Annotated in this window: 16 protein-coding genes; 8 read left to right on the top strand and 8 right to left on the bottom strand. The window is 54.1% G+C overall.

Annotated elements, in window-relative coordinates; translation table 11 throughout:
* Window positions 1–63 precede the first annotated feature (63 nt).
* The 7 genes from B3527_RS00585 to B3527_RS00555 all read left to right on the top strand — a co-directional run bounded on the left by B3527_RS00585 (window position 64) and on the right by B3527_RS00555 (window position 8,255).
* Complete coding sequence (locus tag B3527_RS00585; protein ID WP_290479390.1) at window positions 64–1,143, top strand: TauD/TfdA family dioxygenase; 1,080 nt, start codon at window positions 64–66, stop codon at window positions 1,141–1,143.
* A 56-nt stretch (window positions 1,144–1,199) separates the two neighbouring features.
* Entirely contained in the window at window positions 1,200–1,520 is a 321-nt protein-coding gene (locus B3527_RS00580) for a 2Fe-2S iron-sulfur cluster-binding protein (protein ID WP_034811307.1), read from the top strand.
* Between the two features lie 106 nt (window positions 1,521–1,626).
* Complete coding sequence (locus B3527_RS00575) at window positions 1,627–2,745, top strand: LLM class flavin-dependent oxidoreductase (protein WP_206990941.1); 1,119 nt, start codon at window positions 1,627–1,629, stop codon at window positions 2,743–2,745.
* Between the two features lie 87 nt (window positions 2,746–2,832).
* Window positions 2,833–3,423, top strand: coding sequence for a cysteine hydrolase family protein (locus B3527_RS00570; RefSeq protein ID WP_290479391.1), 591 nt, complete (start codon window positions 2,833–2,835; stop codon window positions 3,421–3,423).
* A gap of 166 nt (window positions 3,424–3,589) precedes the next feature.
* Entirely contained in the window at window positions 3,590–4,825 is a 1,236-nt protein-coding gene (locus tag B3527_RS00565) for a CynX/NimT family MFS transporter (RefSeq protein WP_290479392.1), read from the top strand.
* Between the two features lie 212 nt (window positions 4,826–5,037).
* Window positions 5,038–7,335: a TonB-dependent receptor gene (locus tag B3527_RS00560; RefSeq protein WP_290480977.1), complete on the top strand. Its 2,298-nt coding sequence runs from the start codon at window positions 5,038–5,040 to the stop codon at window positions 7,333–7,335.
* Between the two features lie 38 nt (window positions 7,336–7,373).
* Window positions 7,374–8,255: a TauD/TfdA dioxygenase family protein gene (locus B3527_RS00555; protein ID WP_290479394.1), complete on the top strand. Its 882-nt coding sequence runs from the start codon at window positions 7,374–7,376 to the stop codon at window positions 8,253–8,255.
* Between the two features lie 168 nt (window positions 8,256–8,423).
* Here the strand turns inward: B3527_RS00555 and B3527_RS00550 are convergent, their stop codons facing one another.
* From B3527_RS00550 to B3527_RS00520, 7 genes are all read right to left on the bottom strand, one after another.
* Entirely contained in the window at window positions 8,424–9,569 is a 1,146-nt protein-coding gene (locus B3527_RS00550) for a pyridoxal phosphate-dependent aminotransferase (protein ID WP_206990936.1), read from the bottom strand.
* A gap of 59 nt (window positions 9,570–9,628) precedes the next feature.
* On the bottom strand, window positions 9,629–10,465 hold the full coding sequence (locus tag B3527_RS00545) for a sulfite exporter TauE/SafE family protein (RefSeq protein WP_206990935.1): 837 nt from the start codon (window positions 10,463–10,465) through the stop codon (window positions 9,629–9,631).
* A gap of 112 nt (window positions 10,466–10,577) precedes the next feature.
* Window positions 10,578–13,199, bottom strand: a complete 2,622-nt coding sequence (locus B3527_RS00540) for a TonB-dependent receptor plug domain-containing protein (protein WP_206990934.1) — start codon at window positions 13,197–13,199, stop codon at window positions 10,578–10,580.
* 356 nt (window positions 13,200–13,555) lie between these two features.
* Entirely contained in the window at window positions 13,556–14,155 is a 600-nt protein-coding gene (locus tag B3527_RS00535) for an ANTAR domain-containing response regulator (RefSeq protein ID WP_290479463.1), read from the bottom strand.
* Between the two features lie 320 nt (window positions 14,156–14,475).
* Window positions 14,476–15,369 carry a phosphonate ABC transporter, permease protein PhnE gene (gene phnE / locus B3527_RS00530; RefSeq protein WP_290482212.1) on the bottom strand — a complete coding sequence of 298 codons (894 nt, stop codon included), beginning with the start codon at window positions 15,367–15,369 and terminating at the stop codon, window positions 14,476–14,478.
* Between the two features lie 121 nt (window positions 15,370–15,490).
* Entirely contained in the window at window positions 15,491–16,279 is a 789-nt protein-coding gene (locus B3527_RS00525) for a phosphonate ABC transporter ATP-binding protein (protein WP_290479395.1), read from the bottom strand.
* 29 nt (window positions 16,280–16,308) lie between these two features.
* On the bottom strand, window positions 16,309–17,241 hold the full coding sequence (locus B3527_RS00520) for a phosphate/phosphite/phosphonate ABC transporter substrate-binding protein (RefSeq protein ID WP_290479396.1): 933 nt from the start codon (window positions 17,239–17,241) through the stop codon (window positions 16,309–16,311).
* Between the two features lie 167 nt (window positions 17,242–17,408).
* Here B3527_RS00520 and B3527_RS00515 point away from each other — a divergent pair, with 167 nt between their 5' ends.
* A complete protein-coding gene (locus B3527_RS00515) occupies window positions 17,409–18,311 on the top strand; it encodes a MurR/RpiR family transcriptional regulator (protein WP_290479397.1) in 903 nt (300 codons plus the stop codon).
* On the opposite strand, the gene B3527_RS00510 is transcribed toward B3527_RS00515, so the two are convergent.
* On the bottom strand, window positions 18,297–19,067 hold the full coding sequence (locus B3527_RS00510; protein ID WP_206990928.1) for an HAD-IIA family hydrolase: 771 nt from the start codon (window positions 19,065–19,067) through the stop codon (window positions 18,297–18,299). The genes B3527_RS00515 and B3527_RS00510 overlap by 15 nt on opposite strands.
* Window positions 19,068–19,234: the final 167 nt, after the last annotated feature.

Raw genomic sequence — 19,234 nt, 5'->3', positions numbered from 1 at the left:
TTCACTCTTTCATTCTAGCATCTCCAGGATGCAAAACCCCGTAAACCGAGTTTGGAGATCATCATGAGCACGATGGAAACATGTGAGCCTGTCACCAGCGCCGCTGCGTGGAGGGGGGACCAGATCAAGGCGGGCGAAGATTGGATCTACCATTTGTCTCCGGTTCAGATCGCAGAGCTTGAGGATCTGGGTGCAAAGTTCGTCGAAGACGACCCAGACTTGCGGTTCGTTCAAGCCTCCGAATATCCGCTGAAAGCATGTGCCGACGCGATCGCGGAATGGGGAAGTGATGTAGATACAGGTCGCGGGTTTGTGCTCGTTCGTGGATTGAGAACACATCTCTACTCGGACGCACTTTCATCTGCGATCTATTACATTCTCGGCCTGCATATGGGTGATCCGATCCGACAGAACGAGATGGGCGACCTGCTGGATCACATTTATGCAACCTCCGACAAGACGATGGATGACCCAACCGCGCTGTCGTCCAAGGTTCGTGACAAGCTGGTCTTCCACTCCGACAGCTCGGATGTCGTGGCCCTGATGTGCTTGAGGCCTGCAAAAGCCGGGGGGGCATCCTGCCTCGTTTCGGGCGCCGAAATTTATAATGAGATCTTGCGACGCCGGCCAGACCTGGCGCCGCTTCTGCTTGAGCCTTTCCACTGGGACTGGCGCCGGCAAGACCACAATGCGCCAGCGAACACTTATACCTCGCCGATCATCAGCATCGAAGAAGGCGTGTTCAGCATGTATGCGGGCTCGTTGTACATTCTGACGGCTCAGGATTATCCCGGCGTCCCGCAGTTGAGCGACGCGCAGAAAGAGGTGCTGGAGCTGTTTGACGAGATCACATATGAACCTGGCATGGCCATCGAGATGGATTTCCGCCCCGGTGATATTCAGTGGCTCTCCAACTATGGCGCTTTGCATTCTCGAACCGAATTTTTCGATTTCCCGGAACCACAACGCAAGCGTCACCTTTTGCGGCTCTGGCTGAGCCGGGATGCAGGACGACCTGTCGTCGAAGGATTTGGAAAGAATGGAGTTGTCCAGGTTCGCGAAAAGCCGCGCGAGGGTGCAGACGATGACAATGCGGGGAAATTCAAGATTGCGGACGCCGCTGTTCCACGAATGATATCCTGAGGTATCCGAGCAATCGGAACGCCGCGCGTAGCCGTTAAAAACAGAGGATGACCTGAATGCCGCAACTACGCATCGTCAAAAGATCCGGAGAAGAAGCAATCATCGACGCAACCGCTGGACATAGTGTGATGGAAGCCATCACCAATTCGGGCGTAGAGGACATTGCTGCGATTTGCGGAGGAGCATGCGCGTGCGCGACCTGTCACGTGTATGTGGCGGAAGAATATGGCGAGCTTGCCGGTGCCGCTTCGGAATCCGAGCGAGAATTGCTGGACTTTTCAGATAATGCACGCCCGCAATCGCGGCTATCTTGCCAGATCATCATCACCGAGGCCTTGGCAGGTTTGCGAGTGGAAGTGGCGCCGGAAGAAGATTGAGCAAATGCGCTCTGAAGCGAGCCGATCAATAGTTGAGGCGCGAATAGTCAAGAATGCTGGGTAAATGTCGGGTGATATTCCAGTCAGGAAATGAGGGAAGTGAAGCATGTCTCAGCAACTGGTGCCAACAAAATTCGATCTGCCGTCCGACGTTGGAGGCAAGGATCTTGGCATCTTTATGCCAATTGCGAATGGCGGATGGATTTTGTCGAAGAACAAGCCAGAGCTTGATGGGTCGTATGCCTACAATCGCCAGGTGGCGGTTCTTGCAGAGAAGCATGGATATGATTTCATAATGTCTATGGCAAAGTATCGCGGCTATGGTGGTGAAACCGAGCACTGGAATTCAACGCTTGATGCGACCGTGACAATGGCTGCACTCGCGGAGGTGACTGAGCGGGTAAAGGTCTGGACGACGGTTCATACCATTCTTCAGAATCCGGGCACCGTGGCCAAGATGATTGCAACGTTGGACCAGGTCACCAAAGGCCGAGCCGGCCTGAATGTTGTGACCGGTGCCTACAAGGGCGAGTTCTCGCAAATGGGTATGTGGCCGGAAGGTGTCGATCACGACGCCCGGTACGATCTCGCCAAGGAATGGATTCAGGCGATCAAGGCCCTTTGGACCCAGCCATCGGTGACGATGCAGGGGGATTATTTTCAATTGGAGGACTGTGTGTCCAACCCCAAACCATCGACCAAGCCTTTCTTGGTTTGTGCCGGTTCGTCGGAAGTGGGCATGCGCTTCAGCGCCAATGAAATGGACGCCATTTTTCTCTCCGGCGATGTACCTGAAAAGCTGGCGCAGTCGAGTAACAAGGTAAAGGGCATAGCGGCTGATATGGGGCGTTACATCCGCACATATGCCATGCAGACTATCGTGCTGGGCGAGACCGACGCGGAAGCCGAGGCGACCGCCCTGCATTACCGGGAAGGCTTGGATGAAGAAGCCTTACGCGGAATGATGCGTGCTTACGGCTTTCTCGACGCAGAGATTGGCGAGGAGAATGCTTTCGTGAAAAAGGCACGCTCATCCTTTATGGCACCTCATGTGGCTGGCTCACCAGACACTGTTATCCAGAAAATCGGTGAGTTGCTGGAAGTTTCGGGAATTGATGGGCTCATGCTGATCTTCCCGGACTATATTTCTGCCATGCCTCTGTTTGCTGAACACGTTATGCCGAAATTGCGGGCGAAGTTTCCTGCGCTTGCCGGGGCCGCGTAGATGACGTCGTCGCTTTCTGTTGATGCGCTTCCGCATGTCGATCCAACCCTCTTGAAGGGGATCATTGTGCCAGCGCGAACAGTTCTTTTGCTGATTGATGTGCAGGTTGACTTCGTATCGCCGGATGGCGTGATCGGAATGGCGGGCGTTGATATGTCCGGTATCAACTCTGCCATCGACAAGATGGAAACATTGCGTGCTGTAGCCAAGGTGCAAGGAGCAGCTGTAGCTTTCGTCCGAGTGGTTACGCGGGAGGAAACAGATTCCACCGCCCTCAAGAATCTATATGCCCGGCGCGGACGTCCTGGCCAGCATGCAATCTGCCGTGCAGACGAGCCAGGTTCCGACTATTATCGACTGTTCCCGGAGGACGGAGACATCGAGATTGAGAAAGTCTTGTTTGATGGCTTCCATGGAACGGATCTGGAGGAGCAATTGCGCGCACGTGAAATCGACACAGTATTGGTCGCGGGCGTGACGACTGATTGCTGCGTAGACCAGACCGCGCGATCGGCGTTCCATCGAAATTTCAACGTGATAGTGGTGTCTGATGCATGCGCGGCTTATGAAGATGCGCTGCACGCCGGGGGGTTGTTGGCGCTCGAAAAGAACTGCGCTTTGCTGGCAGATACTAAGTCGGTTCTTTCTGCTTGGAGCGGTATTTCGGACGAGGCCTGACAAAGCAGCTGCTGAGACAACTTTGCATTCTGCTCGAAGATTAAAAAATCAGTTCGCATGCCGTCAATAATGCGCCGCCAACATGTGCGATTGTATGGTCGTGGTGGACGTCCGGCATCAGGCCGTATCTGATCGACGTCTCGCACCTTTTTGAAGGGAAGCGGGCATGTATCGAAAATGGATAATCTTTGCGGTTGTCGTTGCCGGCTTTTTTGTCTTGAATGCGAGTACATTTGCTTCTCTTGGGGTCGTTTTGTTCGTCATGGCGGATGACCTCGGTTGGTCTTACACGTCCGCTGGTTTGAGTTTCACGATTCTGGGGTTGGCCGTGGGATTGACCAGCTTCCTGCCAGCCATCCTGTTGCAGCGGATCGGCGCGCGCCTGACTTTCTGTTTCGGGTTTTTCTGCGTCGCCTTGGGTTTTGGGCTGGCCAGCGCCAGCCAGGGGCTTGGCATGTTCTTCGCGGCAATGTGCCTTGCGGGTGCCGGATTCTCTCTGGCCGGGAACGTCACGGCCGTCTGGCTGATCGGTGAATGGTTTCCGGAGCATACTGGCCGCATGATTGGTCTCTATCTCATGCTCGGAGGAATTGGAGACATTATGGGTCCCAGCCTCAGCCACTACATGATGGAATGGACAAATTGGCGTTTCAATTGGATGCTGCTGGCTGTCATCTGCGGCGTTCTCATCCTTGTTGGTGGAGCATTCATCACAGAGCGCCGAGACGTATCCGGAGGCGAGGCGAGGACTGACAACTCGCGCGGGCCCGACGATGCAAAGGAAGTCGACGGGGCTATTCCATCCTGGAGAGTGGCTATCGGACGGCCTCTGTTTCTGATCATAGCGGCCGCCATCACGTTCAATCTCGCCTGCGTTACGACGGTGCATTCCATTGCTGTGAGCCACTTGAAGCTTCTTGGCCTGTCTCCAGCTGTCGGGGCCTTGGGGCTCAGCTTCATGGCGTTCGTATCGCTCGCGTTCAAAGGACTGGCAGGTCCGCTCTGTGAGCGGTTCTCGTCCCGCCACATGTTGGCATTGAGTATGGCGCTGCAGGCTGTCGGGGTCGTCATGTTTGCTGTCGCGACCAACCCGGCCCTTGTTCTGGTGTCATCACTAATGTTTGGCGCTGGCTGGGGTATCACTGTTGTCGCAACCATGGTTCTGCTTGTGGACTGCTTTGGGCGGGTAATTGGTGCACAATTGCTAGGCGCGGCTCACCAGATTTCGTCTATTGCTGCCTTTGGCCCGTTGGCAGCTGGAATGGCAGCTGACAAAATCGGCTCGTTCGCGCCCGTCTTCTTTGCGTTCGCGGTGGCCCTTGGTGTGCTGGCTTTGATTATGCAGGTTCTTCGCGACCCTGGAATGTTGAAGCCTTCTCAGGCGTTCACTCGACCGGTTTAGAATGCGGCAAGAATAACCATTGTTCGATCATTTTGCACGGCCTGTCCAGCGAGGTGGTGGGCTGTGTTTGTGGGTGTAGAGAATAGGTGTTAAGTGCCAATTTTAAAGAGTTTTCAATTATTTTGGCGCTGGAAATCAAGTCAGACCCAAAACCCGGACATAGCGTAGGGTATCGCAAATTCTGTGATTTCTGCAGCTTGAGGGATAATGTCATGGGTCGGAACAAAAAAATCATTTTGAAGTATAGCGTCGCATGTGCGGCAATGAGTTTGGCCCTTATTCAGGGTGGAGGCGCGTTTGCGGACGATGCTGCTGGTGATGACGATTCGGTTCGCAATATGAACCAAATTACCGTTTACGGAGAAAAGCGCGAAACTACTCTCCAGGATGCGCCAATCGCATTGAGCGCGATCACGAGTGATATTCTTGACCAGGCTGGCATTACGGACCCCAGCCAATTGAATGGCTATGTGCCTGGCTTGATGATCACCAAGAGTGGTGGGTCCGAGCGCATCGTGACAATCCGGGGAGTGGGTCAGCAGACGCCAGAAAACTTTGCAACTATTCCGGGCGTCTCCTTTCACGTAGATGGTGCGTTCCTGCCGAATTCAATCGCGTTGAATATGGGCTTTTTCGACGTTGACCGCATTGAGGTTCTGAGAGGTCCGCAAGGCACTGTGTTCGGGCAAAGCTCAACGGGCGGATCAATCAACATTATCACCAAGCAGCCAACCCTTGATGAGTACAAGGGCACCTTCAAGGCAACGCTCGGCGACTACAATTACGTTCAAGGGTTTGCGTCTTACAACGTCCCCATAGGTGAAACGGCAGCTATTCGTGGCTCCATTCAGCAAACGTCCCATGATGGCTATGCGACTGCCACCAGTGTAGATGGCGGATATGAGCTCGATGATGCCGACAATGAGCACTATCGCATCGCGGGGCTTTGGGAGCCGACAGACAAGCTGTCCACGACGCTTTCCTATACGCTCTACAATGACAAGCATAACGGTGGTGCCTTGAAGAATCTCGAGGATCCAAACCCCGACATTCGAGAGCTAACACAGGACTTCCCCGCCAAGTTCAAACTGCGTTCAGAGTTGGCGACGTTGAACGTTGCTTATGAACTGCCGTTCGCGACACTCAAGTCGGTGACAAGCTATCAAGATCTGACGCACGACCAGTCATTCGATGCTGATCGGTTGGATATTGCGACATATGGTGGATATGACCATGTTGCGACTTGGGCGACAGATGCCGAGACCTTCATGGAAGAGTTGACGATCAGCTCACTGCCGGAGGCCCCAATTGACTGGATCGCGGGTGTTTTTTACTCCAACACAGATTCCGCTCAATACGTGGTCGAGTATCGTGAGTTGGGGGTCACCTCCATTCCGCCTCTACCTGTACTTCCGAAGGATACGCCTCAATCGGCAATCCCGGGTAATCTGGCTTATGAAAACATCTCCTCGGTGAACCGGGAATCCATCGCCCCATTCTTTCAGGCGACGGTGCCAATCATGACAAATCTGAACGCCACCATCGGCGCTCGCTACAATGATGATAAATATGAGGGCGAAGGCGCTTCCTATTACTCAACTCCCACTCAGAGCTCTTTCGATACCCAGACTTGGACTGGGAAAGTCGGGCTGGACTATGATCTTTCCGAAGACTCCATGCTGTATGCGAGCTGGTCGCGAGGGTACAAACCGGGCGGCCTGAACGGCGGCTCTTCTGGTGCATTGACCGTGTCCACGACCTATGATGAGGAAGTCGTCGAGGCGATTGAGTTCGGTTCGAAGAATACTTTCCTGGATGGGCGCGCGACACTGAACGCTTCCATCTTCTTCAACCAGTATGAAAACATGCAGTTCATTGAAGAGGATCCGATCCCTTATTCGGGTGGCATCGGGAATATTCCTGAAGCGGAGACTTATGGTCTGGAACTCGAAGGTAGCTATCTGGCATTTGATGACCAGCTGATGCTTGGCGGTAATATGGCTTTGCTGGACGGCGAAGTTACAGCGGACTACGAAGCGTTGGATCGTCGTTTGGCCGATATCGCTGCTGCGTCGGCCGAGGCGACCGGTACGATTTATCCTTGGACCTTCGATTGGTTCCTGGCGCGCCAATCCGCTGCGGTGCAAGTCAATGGCAACACGCCACCAAATCTGGCTGACTTGACGTATAATCTGTATGCCGCTTGGTTCCAGCCGATTGGCGATCATGGAGAGCTCACGTCTCGGATCGAGAATGTGTATGTGGGTGAATACGAAGCTCGTATCTTTAATACGGACGGAGCCGATGATGTATCTTCCTACAGCCTCTGGAATGCCTATTTCCAATACAAGCCGAATGAGGGTCCGTGGTACGTTTCTGCTTCTGTGACAAACATCGCGGATGAAGAAGGGGTGTCTGGCCGGTTTGTGGATCCATACTCCAGCGGAACGGTTAGTAATGAGTATGTGCCACCGCGCCAGCTGCTCGTTACGTTTGGCTTCGAATTCTGATCCAGACACTGTGCTAATCGAAACGAAAGGTAACTGACGTGTCAGACTTTGACGGTGACAAGGACTATAGTAGTTTTACGGCCAAACGGGTGACACCCTATCTTGGCGCAGACCTTGAGGGCATAGACCTGACGAAGCCCTTGTCACCGATTCAGGCTGATGAACTACGCGATGCGCTGGCCCGGTTTCAGGTGATATTTTTCCGGGACCAGCCCATCAGCCATGATGCCCATAAGGATCTGGGGCGGCTGTTTGGACCGTTGGCTATCCATTCGGCCGTTGCAGGGATTGACGGGCACCCGGAGATCGTCGCCATTCATGCGGATGCGGATTCCAAATATGTTGCCGGCGAAGGGTGGCATTCTGACCTGAGCGCTGATGAGGCGCCGCCTCTGGGAAGCATTCTCTACTTGCATACGATCCCGGAAACGGGCGGAGACACAATGTTCTCCAGCATGTACAAGGCCTATGATGCGCTGTCTGATCGGATGAAGGCTTATCTCGATGGGCTTGAAGCGGTACATGATGCCAATCCGGTTTATCATGCTCTGTTCAAGGACTATGATAAGAGGTACCCGGTTGCGACGCATCCGGTTATCCGCACCCACCCTGTCACCGGAAAGAAGTGTATTTTCGTCAATTCGTCTTACACGACCCGGATTGAGGGAATTCCTTCAGAGGAAAGTGACGCGCTTCTCAAGTTTCTGTTTGACCATGTCAAGAACCCGAACTTTCAGGTTCGGTTTCAGTGGCAACCACACTCGATCGCTTTCTGGGACAATCGTGCCGTTCAGCATCTGGCGGTGTGGGACTATTTTCCAGAGGTTCGGTCCGGCTACAGGGTGACAATAGCCGGCGACAAGCCATTCAGCGGCGCACTTCAAAGTCAAAAACTGGAGACAGTTGCTTCAACTGTTTGACCTCTGACTCATCGCGGTAGTGCGAATGAGATTTGAAGACCGGTCAAAACCACCGTGAAACTGCTCAATGCGACTCAGTCCACACCATGCAGCCCAGACCCAGCAGGGGCCAACAGGTTCCTATGCTGGGTCTGTCTGATGTGGATTGACGTGAGCGAGTCGCACCAACTACGCGCCGACCACTGCTGGAAGAGCCTTGCAGAACCGCTCTACATCTTCGATCTTTCCCATCGAAACTCGCGTCCATTCATTATAGTCCATGTATTGTCCGCGAACGGATATGAGCTTTGCCGCCATGGCCTTCTGAACATCATTCGCTTCTTTACCAGACTTGAAGTAAACGAAATTGGTCTGGGACGGTAGCCGCTCAAGACCGAGCGTGTCGACTGTCATGTTCACCATCTCACGAGCTTCAACAATTTTCTGTTTGGAATAGGCTATGAACGCCTCATCCTGGTAGGCACCTATAGCGGCAGCATAAGAAGTGCAGGGAGACCATGACATGACGACACCTCTGATTTTTTCCGCCGTTTCAACGGATGAAATTGAATATCCCATGCGCAATCCAGCCATGCCAAAAATCTTCGAGAAGGTGCGTGTCACAATGACATCGTGGCCTTCATCGATCAGCCCGATACAGGTATTGCCTTCAGGATCATCGGCGAGCTCCATATAGGCTTCATCGACCAGAACGGTGGTTTTTGCAGCCATGCGCTTCACGGCCGATTTCAGCGTTGCCGCGTCTGATACCATGCCCGTAGGATTGTTTGGATTACACAGCTGTACGATGCCTGTGTCTGATGTCACTTTTGTCTCGATCGCCGCGAGGTCTACGCTCATATCAGCTGCAAGTGGTACCCGATCGATACTGCCAACGCCCTGGTTGACTGCATACAGAGCGGTCGTGTCCCAGAAAAGGCGGGGGGCGACAATTGGGCCCGTCTTACCGTAGATCATCGCGATAGCGCTGAGCACCTCGCCCGACCCGGTTGTCAGAACGACTTGTTCAGGCGCAACACCATGCTTGTCCGCGATGAGCTGTGCAAGCATCTGAATGGCCTCAGGTGATGTGTAGTACGCGCCCTTGTTGGCAGCGTACTCTACCATTTTCAATGCAGCTTTGGAGGGTCCGTATGGATTCTCGTTGCGGGAGAGCAGGGCCACGCCTTCCTTAGGCCCCAGCAGATATGGATCCGGCGTTGCAGTTACGGGAAAGGCGCCTTGTGTTTCGGCTGCTGTGGTTGCGCAACCGGCAAGGCTCGCCGTGGCGAGGCCACCCGCCATCAAGAACCGTCTTGATACGTCAAATGCCATTTTCATTTCCTTCCTGATTCATTTTTTACTCAACGCGTTTGATCCTTTGTCACCCGAAATCAGGTGAACGAATTCCATAGAACGATCGCGGAGGTTGCGACCAAGTATACTCCGAACACCCGCTTCAAGGCAGGCCCGTTCAGTGCGTGGGCAGCCCGCGCACCTAGCGGCGCGGTAATGAACGACATTGCCGTGATGGCTACGACAGCGAGAACGTTCACATATCCAAAAGACCCAATGGGCAGCTGGCTGGCGCCCAACCCCAGAAGCGCAAATCCGATTGCGCCGGGCACTGCGATGATTACGCCAAACCCGGAGGCTGTCCCAACAGCCTGGTGTATGGGGCGGCCACACATGGTCATGGTAAGGATGGCAATCGTTCCGCCACCTATGCCCAACAGAGCCGAAAATCCCCCGAGAAAGGAAGCAAGACCGGCCAGAGCGACCCCTTTGGGCATTTCGTTAGACAGTTTTACATCTTTCAGAACGGGCATGATGAAGTGCAAGCCCATCAGGAAAACACCAATCGAGAAAACCCACTTCAGGGATCTGCCATCCATGAACTGGGCCAGTATGATGCCCCCTACGACGCCCACGAGTAGCCAGGGCGCCCAGTCCCTTATTATCTGAAGGTCGACGGCACCCCGTTTGTTGTGGGCGTGAACGGATCGGGATGAGGTTACGATGATGGTTGCCAGAGAAGTGCCAATGGCCACATGTGTCAGCACTTCACCATCTACGCCGAAAAAACTGAATACCAGAAGCAAAGCAGGTACCACGACGAATCCGCCGCCAATCCCAAACAATCCTGCGACAAAGCCGGCGATCAAGCCAGCGACCATCAAAACGCTGATTAGCTGTGTCAATTGCATTGGATCGTATTCAAGTCCCAGCATTAAAGGTCCAATTCTGAAAAGAATGAGTTCTGATGAAGAAGAAGGTGTGGGGGGCGTCCGGGAACGCCCCCCAATTCCAAATCAACTTGCACGGTGGCTCGGTTGGTGAACATCAGAACGTCGCTGATGCCTTGACGTAGTAGTAGCCGCCTTGCCAGTCGACGACGGAGTCAGATCGATAGATCCGTCCACAGCAGGTTTCGCCAATCGCCGCATCGCCCGCATCTGGATAGTTGTCGAATGCGTTTCTGACACCAGCGGAGAGGGTGAGAGCATCGTCGATTTCATAGGATGCTTCGAAATCAAACAGGATTTCTCCGTCCCATTCCTGGATATCGGCGAGGGTGGATGAGGCCGCATTTTCATATCCACCATAATAGTTGGCGCGACCAAGGAGGCTGATCGGACCAGCCTGATGGAGTACGGTGAACACGCCCCGCCAGTTGGGTGTGCCATTCAGGAAGTCGAATTGGCTTTCGTCATTGAAGAGTGCGTCCACATCGCTGTCGAATTCAGTCTTGTTATAGTTGACCGATCCAGTGAAGCTTGTGTTTTGGCCATTCGCCCATGGCATGGTGTATGTTGCCACGATGTCGACGCCAGATGTGGTCGTGTCGAAAGCATTGGTGAAATAGAACACACCGCCAATCGACTCAGCTCCGGTGACACCGGCAGCGACGAGCGCGAGATAGTTGTCATACGCTGTCCCTGAAGCCGGATCGCTTGAAACGTCCTGAGTGGAGATTGCATTGACTCGATCCGCCAGATCGATCTGGTAGAAGTCGACTGTCAAACTCATGTTCTCGAAGTTCGAGGTCATGCCGAGTGTGTAGTTTGTGGATGTCTCAGGTTCGAGAGGTGTCGCTCCCAGTGCCTGCGCCACTGGTCCACTGGCCGGGAAGAGACCAGTCGCTACCGGGAAGCCATTTGGCAGTCGGGTAGAGACGTTTGTGGTACCCTGCTGTCCCGGCGTCGGCGCGCGGAAACCGGTGCCGATCGAACTGCGAAGCGCCAGAATATCATTGATCTCGTAACGACCGGCAATTTTCCAGACGGTTTCAGCATCAAAGTCTGAGTAGCTTTCGTAACGCAGAGCGCCTTGCAAGAAGAGTTTCTCGGTGACATCCGCACTCAGATCCGCATAGATCGAATGGGAGTCCCGCGTATAGTCTTCTGAAAAGGCCGGTGAATAGCCAGGAAAGCCATTCGATCCTACACCGACGACCTGGTAGACTGGGTCATCCGGATCAGAGCAGTCGAGCGTGGAGCCTGCGGCCATGACCGCCACACCGGCCGCAGTCGGAGCCATGGAATCGCAGAAGCCAAACGGGTCTGCGCCAGCAAACGGACCATCTTCATAAGACGCCTTGTCACCCTCGACCAGTTCATAGGACTCGTCCAGATAACTAAGGCCCATTGCGAACAGGAGCGGGCTCGCAAGCCCGACTTCGAATTCCTTCGAGAAGTCAGCCTGAATTTGTGCCTCTTCGTTGATCAGGTCTCCAGGACGGAACACGGTTGGCGTGTCGGGGCCCATGGACGGGTTGATCGTATTTGCCAGCGTATACTCGATTTCGTTATGTCCGTAACGCGCGCTCAGATCGTAGTCGAACCCTGCAAAGAGGCCTCGCAAGCCACCCACAAATGAATAGTCGGTGACATCACCGAAGAAGCGCGGGGTGAAACCACCCGGGAAAATCTCCAGCGGCGAATAAATCGATCCATCTTCGAGTCGCAAGTCTTCAATCGTGCCGTTGCCGGGATAGCGATAGAAGAAGCTGCCATCGGATTTACTGCTGGAATAGTTGCCGAAGGAGTAAAGTTCGGCATTGTCGTTGATCGTGTACGCGGAGTTGTAGAATAGGCGAAAGGCTTCGCTGGTGGGCTGGCCCCAGGGTTGAACGACGCCGAAGTCACCCAGCGATGCAGACGGGACACCTTCGATGAACTCGGGCGTCAGGCTGGCTGCGTAACCAGCTGTGGGGTCGAAGTCCGGATTGCTCGGGTCGAGACAGAACCAGGACTCACAATATTGTTCGCTTCGACTGGTCGCGTCCGCCTTGCTGACTTCGCCGGAAACGCTCAGGAAGCCCTTTCCGCCCAGATCGAAGCCGTAATTGCCCGATACCGTGTATTGGAAGCCGTCACCTTCATAATACTGGCCGATGTCGACGCTGACCGAACCGCCTTCAGAATTATCCTTGAGCAGGAAGTTAATGACGCCAGCAATAGCATCCGACCCGTATTGCGCCGCGGCACCATCCCGGAGGACTTCGATGCTTTTGAGGGCAGAAGCCGGAATGGTGGCCACGTCCGGGCCTTGAGTTCCGGATCCGCCAATTGTCACGAGTGCGGCGCGGTGGCGCCGTTTCGAGTTTACCAGTACAAGCGTCTTGTCGGTCGGCAGGCCTCGCATCTCAGCAGGGCGAACAAATGAGCTACCATCAGAAATTGGCTGGCGAGAAAGAGAATAGGATGGAATGAGTGTTTTCAGAACATCATTCGTGTCCGTGAATGGAACCGCATTGAGTTCATCTTCACCAAGAACATCAATTGGAACTGGCGAATCTTGGATGGAGCGAGGTTTCCCGCGAGACCCCGTTACCGTGACCGCTTCCTGAACCGAGACGTCATCTGTCTCTCCCTCTTGGGCTTGCGCGGCTGTGATCATGGAAAGACTGACTGTGGCGAAGGCACACGACAGTAGTTGTGTTCGTAGTTTGGATGCTCTCATAGTGTATTGACCCCTCTATTCGCCGCACGACGAATACAATTTGACCGCCTAAGGACGGACTGGAAATCGAATGCCAGGGCACAGCAAAGGCACTGGTGATCGAGTCGGTTTCGAGAGGCCCGCCTTTGGGCCAGGACAGCTATCTGCTGCAGAAGACACCCCCTTGTGCCTTCAGAACTGAAGCCCGTCTTTGGGCTTGGAAAAATCTTTTCAGGTCAAAAAAAAGCTGGGTAGCGGAACGTATTCTGTGATGATGAATGAATACAATTTGCCAGATTTTCACGCACCCTCGCTCAGCTTAGGTGAAACTTCGAGCAGTGAGGTCGGTTCAAGCCAGCCAGGCTGACATCGTCACATCAAGGCAACAAGTCCGATAGTGAGATCACAGCATCGCAGACGCTCTTCAGAGATTTGCCTTGGCGCATGGCCGTGGATCGGAGTGACTGATAGGCTTCCTGCTCGCTCATGCCGCGAGTTTGCATCAGAAGGCCTTTTGCGCGTTCCACAGTCTTTCGCGCAGCGAGGTTGTCTTTGGATTTCTGCAATTCACCCTGTAGCGTCGACACGAGTTTGTGGCGTTCCACGGCGATTGTGATCAAGGGACCTATTCGCGAAGCATTAAGTCCATCTACCACGAACGACGTCACCCCACCCCGAATGGCCTGCGGTGCAAGGTTTTCTTCGTCACGCTTCACGAACCAGAGGATAGGAAGCTGAGTTGATGCAGCCAGGCGCTCGCTGATCGATATCTGCTCGGTGTCTGCTGACTCTGACGAAAGAATTAGCAGGTCGGCTCTGATTCCTTCAAGCTCGGTGGCTATGCTTACGAAAGAGAATTCATCAAGCAATCTTATCGTGAAGCTTTCTGGTAAACCCTCCAGTATATTTGCGACGTCGTCCTGTGCGTTGGCGACAACAAGCACAGACAGTGCTGATAAATCGGCTCGGTCCGGCATGTTCAATACAGTCTCCCTCCTAATCTCACATGATAGAAAGGGACTGTTTTTCCAAATCTCTTAGTTTGAATAGCAATCAAAGCTGCATTTTCCGCGCCTTTGAGCAAGAAAAGGACAAGTCTGCCTGTTGTTTGATGTCCTCAGGAAGTCGTTTTGATACAGTGTATCTAAGAAGCATGACCGCACAGGCCCGCGGTGTGATGCGGAAAGTGTCAACTGACTTGCCCTCAAACTCCAGCGCGTGGTCAGCCAAATCGCAGAGAATTCTGCGCTGTCCCGCGCTTGCGCCGAAGAGTTCGGTTCCCTTTTGAGAAGCTGGCTCAGACAAGCCTTTTTCGGAAGCGGGCGGAGATGAGGTCGAGCGCCATTACGGTCAAAAAGATTACCAGCAACATGGTGCCGACGCGATCATACTGGAACATGTCGAACCGGCCTTTCAATTCCTGTCCGATGCCCCCTGCGCCTACAAGGCCGATCACCGTGGCCATGCGTATGTTTCGATCGAGAATGTAGAGGGAGAGACCAGTATAGCTCGGCAGAACTTGGGGGAGGACGGCGATCCTGAGGATGGCGAAATCGCTGGCCCCGGTGGCCTTGAGCGCCTGTTGAGGGCTTTTGTTCGCCGCTTCAATATCTTCGGCGTAGAATTTTCCCAGAAAGCCTATGCTGTGAAATGACAGGGCCAATATACCTGCAATCGGACCGAACCCAAAAGCAAGCACGAGGAACAGTGCGCTGATCAGTTCGGGAATTGAGCGAAGCAGGGACACGAGTGATCGTGCCACGCCGTAGATGAGGGGATGGGGCGAGTAATTACTGGCGCATAGCCACGCCAGCGGTAGGCTTACCAGTATGGCAATCAGGCTGGCCCAGATTGCAATTTCGATTGTTTCAACCATCTTGCCGAGCACGAAGAGAAGATATCCAATTGGCTCGACGAGAAACTGCCGCTCGGACACTTTCGTGGTCATTTGCAATGTATCCGGATCAAGCTCGGTTGTTTGGACTTCCACCGTCTCTATGTGCGCCAGGAAGGGCAATCTGGATTCATCCAGTCCGTCCATCAAGTCAATGGGGCGACGGTCGGAGATGGCTATAGGGAACATGTCGCGGGTCACACTCCCCATTCCCCGGCCGATTTGCGAACTTTCGCGCAGACCGACCGCCTCAAGCGCAAAGTCTCCAATCTGGCTGGCCATGCGATCCAATTGCATACGCTCTGCGGAGATGCTCGAGGCAATGATTATGAGGAGCAATACAAGTAGTGATTTCCACCCGAAAGGCTGTTTTAGATACCAAATGTGAGGTAGCGAGTCGTGCTCAGCATCCATCATCTCACGCGACCTCCCTTCGCAGGGTGGGTGAAGTATCGTCGATTTCAAAGATAGCCTGAACTGCGTCGCTAGTAAGAGCAGCTGGTGGTCCATCGAAAACGATAGTGCCATTGTTGAGACCGATGATCCGGTCCGCATATTCGCGAGCAAGATCGATTTGATGCAGCGAGCAGAGAACAGCTGCATCACGTTCCAGGGCCGCGCTCTTCAGTAGGTCCATTACATCCGCAGACGATCTGGGATCAAGGCTGGCGACGGGTTCATCGGCGAGAATGAGACTCGGATCGCACATCAATGCGCGCGCGATGCCCACGCGTTGTTTCTGGCCGCCAGACAGTTGGCCAGTACGCCGATTGGCATGATCTTCCGACAAGCCGACACGCGAAAGCAGGGCACACGCTTTTTCTTGAATCAAGTGGGGATACAATTGAAGCGCGACGCGCCACCAGGAAAGCGCCGCAATGCTGCCTGACATCACATTTTGCGCTGTCGTCAGTCTGTCGGTCAGGCCAAAATCCTGATGCACCATTCCGACGTGACGTCGTTGCTTTTTCGTAAGGCGCACCCCGTGAAGCCGAATGTCTCCGGAGTCTACAGGCGCCAGCCCAACAATACACCTCAGCAAGGTAGACTTTCCTGACCCCGATGACCCAAGCAGAACGCAAAAGCAACCGGGTCTGAGGTCCAGCGAAAAATCAGTGAGGACTCTCGGACCGTCCTTGTACGACTTGAACACGTTGGAGAGTTTCAGCGCCGGGAGTGTGGACGCAGAAGTGGGTTGGTCTGTCATATTGGAAATTGTGCCGTGGTGAAAAGATATCAGCCGCGTTGAGCTGCGTCAGCCTTGCGCAGGATCGCGGCCATATAGTCGTCATCCAGAAAAGATGTCGCGGAGATCACGCTATCAAACAGGGTTTCGTCAACTTCGGTATTGTAGCGATCCACAAGCTTGCCGCCATATCCCCGAATGGCGGCCGGACCAATGCCTTCAGCCTCATGTACATTTGCCATGGCGCGCTTGAGCTTTGCTTTGATGTCTGCTGGCAATGCGGTGTTCATCGCTATGGGTGGATTCGGGATTGGTTTCGATTTGGTGAGCACCCGGAATGCGCGTGGATCCAGGCTACCTTGGTTCACCGCACGTTCGAACGACACGAAAGACGCGCCTGCAGCATCTACCAACCCGTTCTTCAATGCCAACAGGCTGTTGGTGTGGCTTCCCGTGATCCGCAAGGCTGATAGATCCTTTAGCGGATCGAGCCCGTCCTCTCTCAACATGACAAGCGGATACGCAAAGCTGCTGGCGGAGTGACTTGATCCCAGTGCGAGCGACCCGCCGGAAAGATCGAATACAGAATTTACGTCGGAATCTGCCGCGACAAACAGACCAGCATAATAAGTGGATGAACCATTGCGTTCTTCGACAGCCAACAATTGCGCGCATCCGCGGTCTCGCGCCTCTATATAGGAGGCCGGACCATACCAGACGACGTCTGTCAGGCCAGCGCACATGGCTTCTATCACGGCGGCATAGCTTTGCCCGGTACTGACGGTAAAATGCAAGTCACTGGATCGTGTAATGGCATCAAACAATGGCTGAAAATCGGCTTTCGTACCGTCTTCCGTACCACCATCTGCGGGGATAAGCATGACGCGAAGAGGCTTTTGCGGGCTGCCGGCTTCCTGAGCGTGCGTTGTAAACGCGAGCATGGCGGTTAGCAGGAGAAGCGTTATGGTCGACAGAATGCGCATATCCGAGTTCCCAAATTCACCTCGCTGCGTATGAGCTTGGTGCGCCGCAGCATCGATAGTGAGAGACGTAGCATCTGCTTGTGACATTGGTGTTACGCAATTCATATATCCTTGATAATAATTGAGTAGAATTCAATTATAAGAGTGTGAAATCCAGAGGGGCGTGTATGTCTGAGAGCAAATCGAAGCGGAAAGTGGCGCCGAAGCGACGGTCTGATGTGGCGATAGTCGACAATGTCATGACGCGCATTCGAGTGCGGCATCCCTCGCTTGGGCCGAGTACGCGTTCGATTGCCGACTTCGTTCTCTCCAATCCCCGACAAGTGGTTGGGATGTCGGTTACCGAACTGGCTGAAGCGACCGGTGCCAGTGATGGAAGTGTTATCAATTTCTGCCGCCAATTGGATCTTTCCGGTTTTCAGCAACTGAAGCTCAGCCTCGCCCAGGAAGTGGTGCAACCGGTTCAGTTCATTCATGAAGATCTGCAGCCGACAGATGACACGCCGACTGTGTGTCGGAAGACCTTCCATGCTGGGGTTCAGGCGCTGAAGGACACGCTATCGATTTTGGACGCCGACGCCGTATCCGCAGCGGTGGATATTATTCGGGCAGCCAAGCGAGTTGAAATTTACGGAATAGGTTCGTCCGCGCCCATTGCGGAAGATGCGCAGTATCGCATGCTGCGAATAGGTCTTGATGCGCGGGTGGTGGTGGACAGTCATGTCCAGGCCATCAGCGCGTCGCAAACGGGCCCTGATGTGGCGGTGCTGACCATTTCGCACTCTGGTGCAACGCATGAGACACTGGCCGCAACCAGATTGGCCAAGGATGCGGGCGCGAAGACGATCATCGTGACCAATTTTTCGAGTTCGCCGCTGCAGGCCTACGCGGATGTGAAACTTTTCACCATGGCTCGGGAAACCAAGTTCCGGACCGAGGCCATGACCAGCCGGATCGCCCAGCTATGCGTACTGGATGCGCTGATTGCAGCACTCGCGCTGGCCAATTATGACCGGGCAACCGAAACGCTTCGCAAGACCTTCGATGTGCTGTCGCTAAAGCGCTTCTAGCAGTATCTCAAACACATCCGGTGATTTGGCGGAGGTCAGGACCGCCTTGATCCCCAACGCGTTTGCGCCAGCGAGATCCGTTGCGGGGTTGTCACCCAGCATGACAACCTGATCCGGTGACAGGTCAAGCGCCTGGCATCCCATCTGGAACAGATGTGGGGAGGGTTTTCCCACGACGTCTATTTTTGTTTCATCCAGTTTCACGCATGCTCTGATGGCCGCAAGCAGGGCGCCCGTTTCGGGTTTGATTCCCCCGTCTTTCCCGGGGTGGGTTTGGTCTGGATTGGCCACGATGAGGTGTCCCCCATTGCTCAAGGAGTTTACCGCGCGTTCCAGGCGGCGATAGGTGAAGCGCACATCGCGGAGCAGTACGACCACGTCTGCGGCTTCCTGAGCCAGGTCTATCCCCATTTTCTTGGCGGTTCCGCGCATGTGCGGATCACCAAGCACCATAACCTTTGCGCCAGCAAAACCTGTTGCGCGTTTGAGCGCCTCCATCCCCGCCAGGATGACTTGGTTGCGTTCCAATTGAATTTCGTTACAGGCCAGTATGTGCAAGAAGTCGTCCGGCGTGCATGTGGAGTTGTTCGAGACAATCGCGGTGCGTGTTTGATTGGCGCGCAGGAAGTCTGCAGCCTCGGGCACCAACGTATTGCCGAGTGCGCAGCAGCCATCCCAGTCTACGAGAAACCCTTTGGCCGACCGGCCCATGTTGGCTATTTCTTCAGATCGCGGCGTAGCGAACGCGTAGGGCATATTCCACTCCGATGAAGGACAATTTGTTATTGAGAAATGCTCAATTACAAATCTTCGTTGAAGTAAATATCATTCACGCAATGTTTTTCGAATCTTCATCTAAGTGTCGCGTTCCGCCTCTAGAGCAGCCTCGTGGCAAGCGGCGTCAATCGCGCTCGGCCACAGCC

The sequence above is a fragment of the Hyphomonas sp. UBA4505 genome (genome assembly GCF_002388685.1).
GTDB lineage: Bacteria > Pseudomonadota > Alphaproteobacteria > Caulobacterales > Hyphomonadaceae > Hyphomonas.
This window is presented reverse-complemented; position numbering and strand designations above follow the sequence as displayed.

What these genes read in the sequence shown, in the direction of transcription:
- B3527_RS00550 (WP_206990936.1), bottom strand. Translation starts at nt 9,569, where the DNA reads ATGGCATTTGACGTATCAAGACGGTTCTTGATGGCGGGTGGCCTCGCC.
- B3527_RS00565 (WP_290479392.1), top strand. Translation starts at nt 3,590, where the DNA reads ATGTATCGAAAATGGATAATCTTTGCGGTTGTCGTTGCCGGCTTTTTT.
- B3527_RS00575 (WP_206990941.1), top strand. Translation starts at nt 1,627, where the DNA reads ATGTCTCAGCAACTGGTGCCAACAAAATTCGATCTGCCGTCCGACGTT.
- B3527_RS00580 (WP_034811307.1), top strand. Translation starts at nt 1,200, where the DNA reads ATGCCGCAACTACGCATCGTCAAAAGATCCGGAGAAGAAGCAATCATC.
- B3527_RS00585 (WP_290479390.1), top strand. Translation starts at nt 64, where the DNA reads ATGAGCACGATGGAAACATGTGAGCCTGTCACCAGCGCCGCTGCGTGG.
- B3527_RS00510 (WP_206990928.1), bottom strand. Translation starts at nt 19,067, where the DNA reads ATGCCCTACGCGTTCGCTACGCCGCGATCTGAAGAAATAGCCAACATG.
- B3527_RS00540 (WP_206990934.1), bottom strand. Translation starts at nt 13,199, where the DNA reads ATGAGAGCATCCAAACTACGAACACAACTACTGTCGTGTGCCTTCGCC.
- B3527_RS00525 (WP_290479395.1), bottom strand. Translation starts at nt 16,279, where the DNA reads ATGACAGACCAACCCACTTCTGCGTCCACACTCCCGGCGCTGAAACTC.
- B3527_RS00520 (WP_290479396.1), bottom strand. Translation starts at nt 17,241, where the DNA reads ATGCGCATTCTGTCGACCATAACGCTTCTCCTGCTAACCGCCATGCTC.
- B3527_RS00560 (WP_290480977.1), top strand. Translation starts at nt 5,038, where the DNA reads ATGGGTCGGAACAAAAAAATCATTTTGAAGTATAGCGTCGCATGTGCG.
- phnE (WP_290482212.1), bottom strand. Translation starts at nt 15,369, where the DNA reads ATGCAATTGGATCGCATGGCCAGCCAGATTGGAGACTTTGCGCTTGAG.
- B3527_RS00515 (WP_290479397.1), top strand. Translation starts at nt 17,409, where the DNA reads ATGTCTGAGAGCAAATCGAAGCGGAAAGTGGCGCCGAAGCGACGGTCT.
- B3527_RS00545 (WP_206990935.1), bottom strand. Translation starts at nt 10,465, where the DNA reads ATGCTGGGACTTGAATACGATCCAATGCAATTGACACAGCTAATCAGC.
- B3527_RS00535 (WP_290479463.1), bottom strand. Translation starts at nt 14,155, where the DNA reads ATGCCGGACCGAGCCGATTTATCAGCACTGTCTGTGCTTGTTGTCGCC.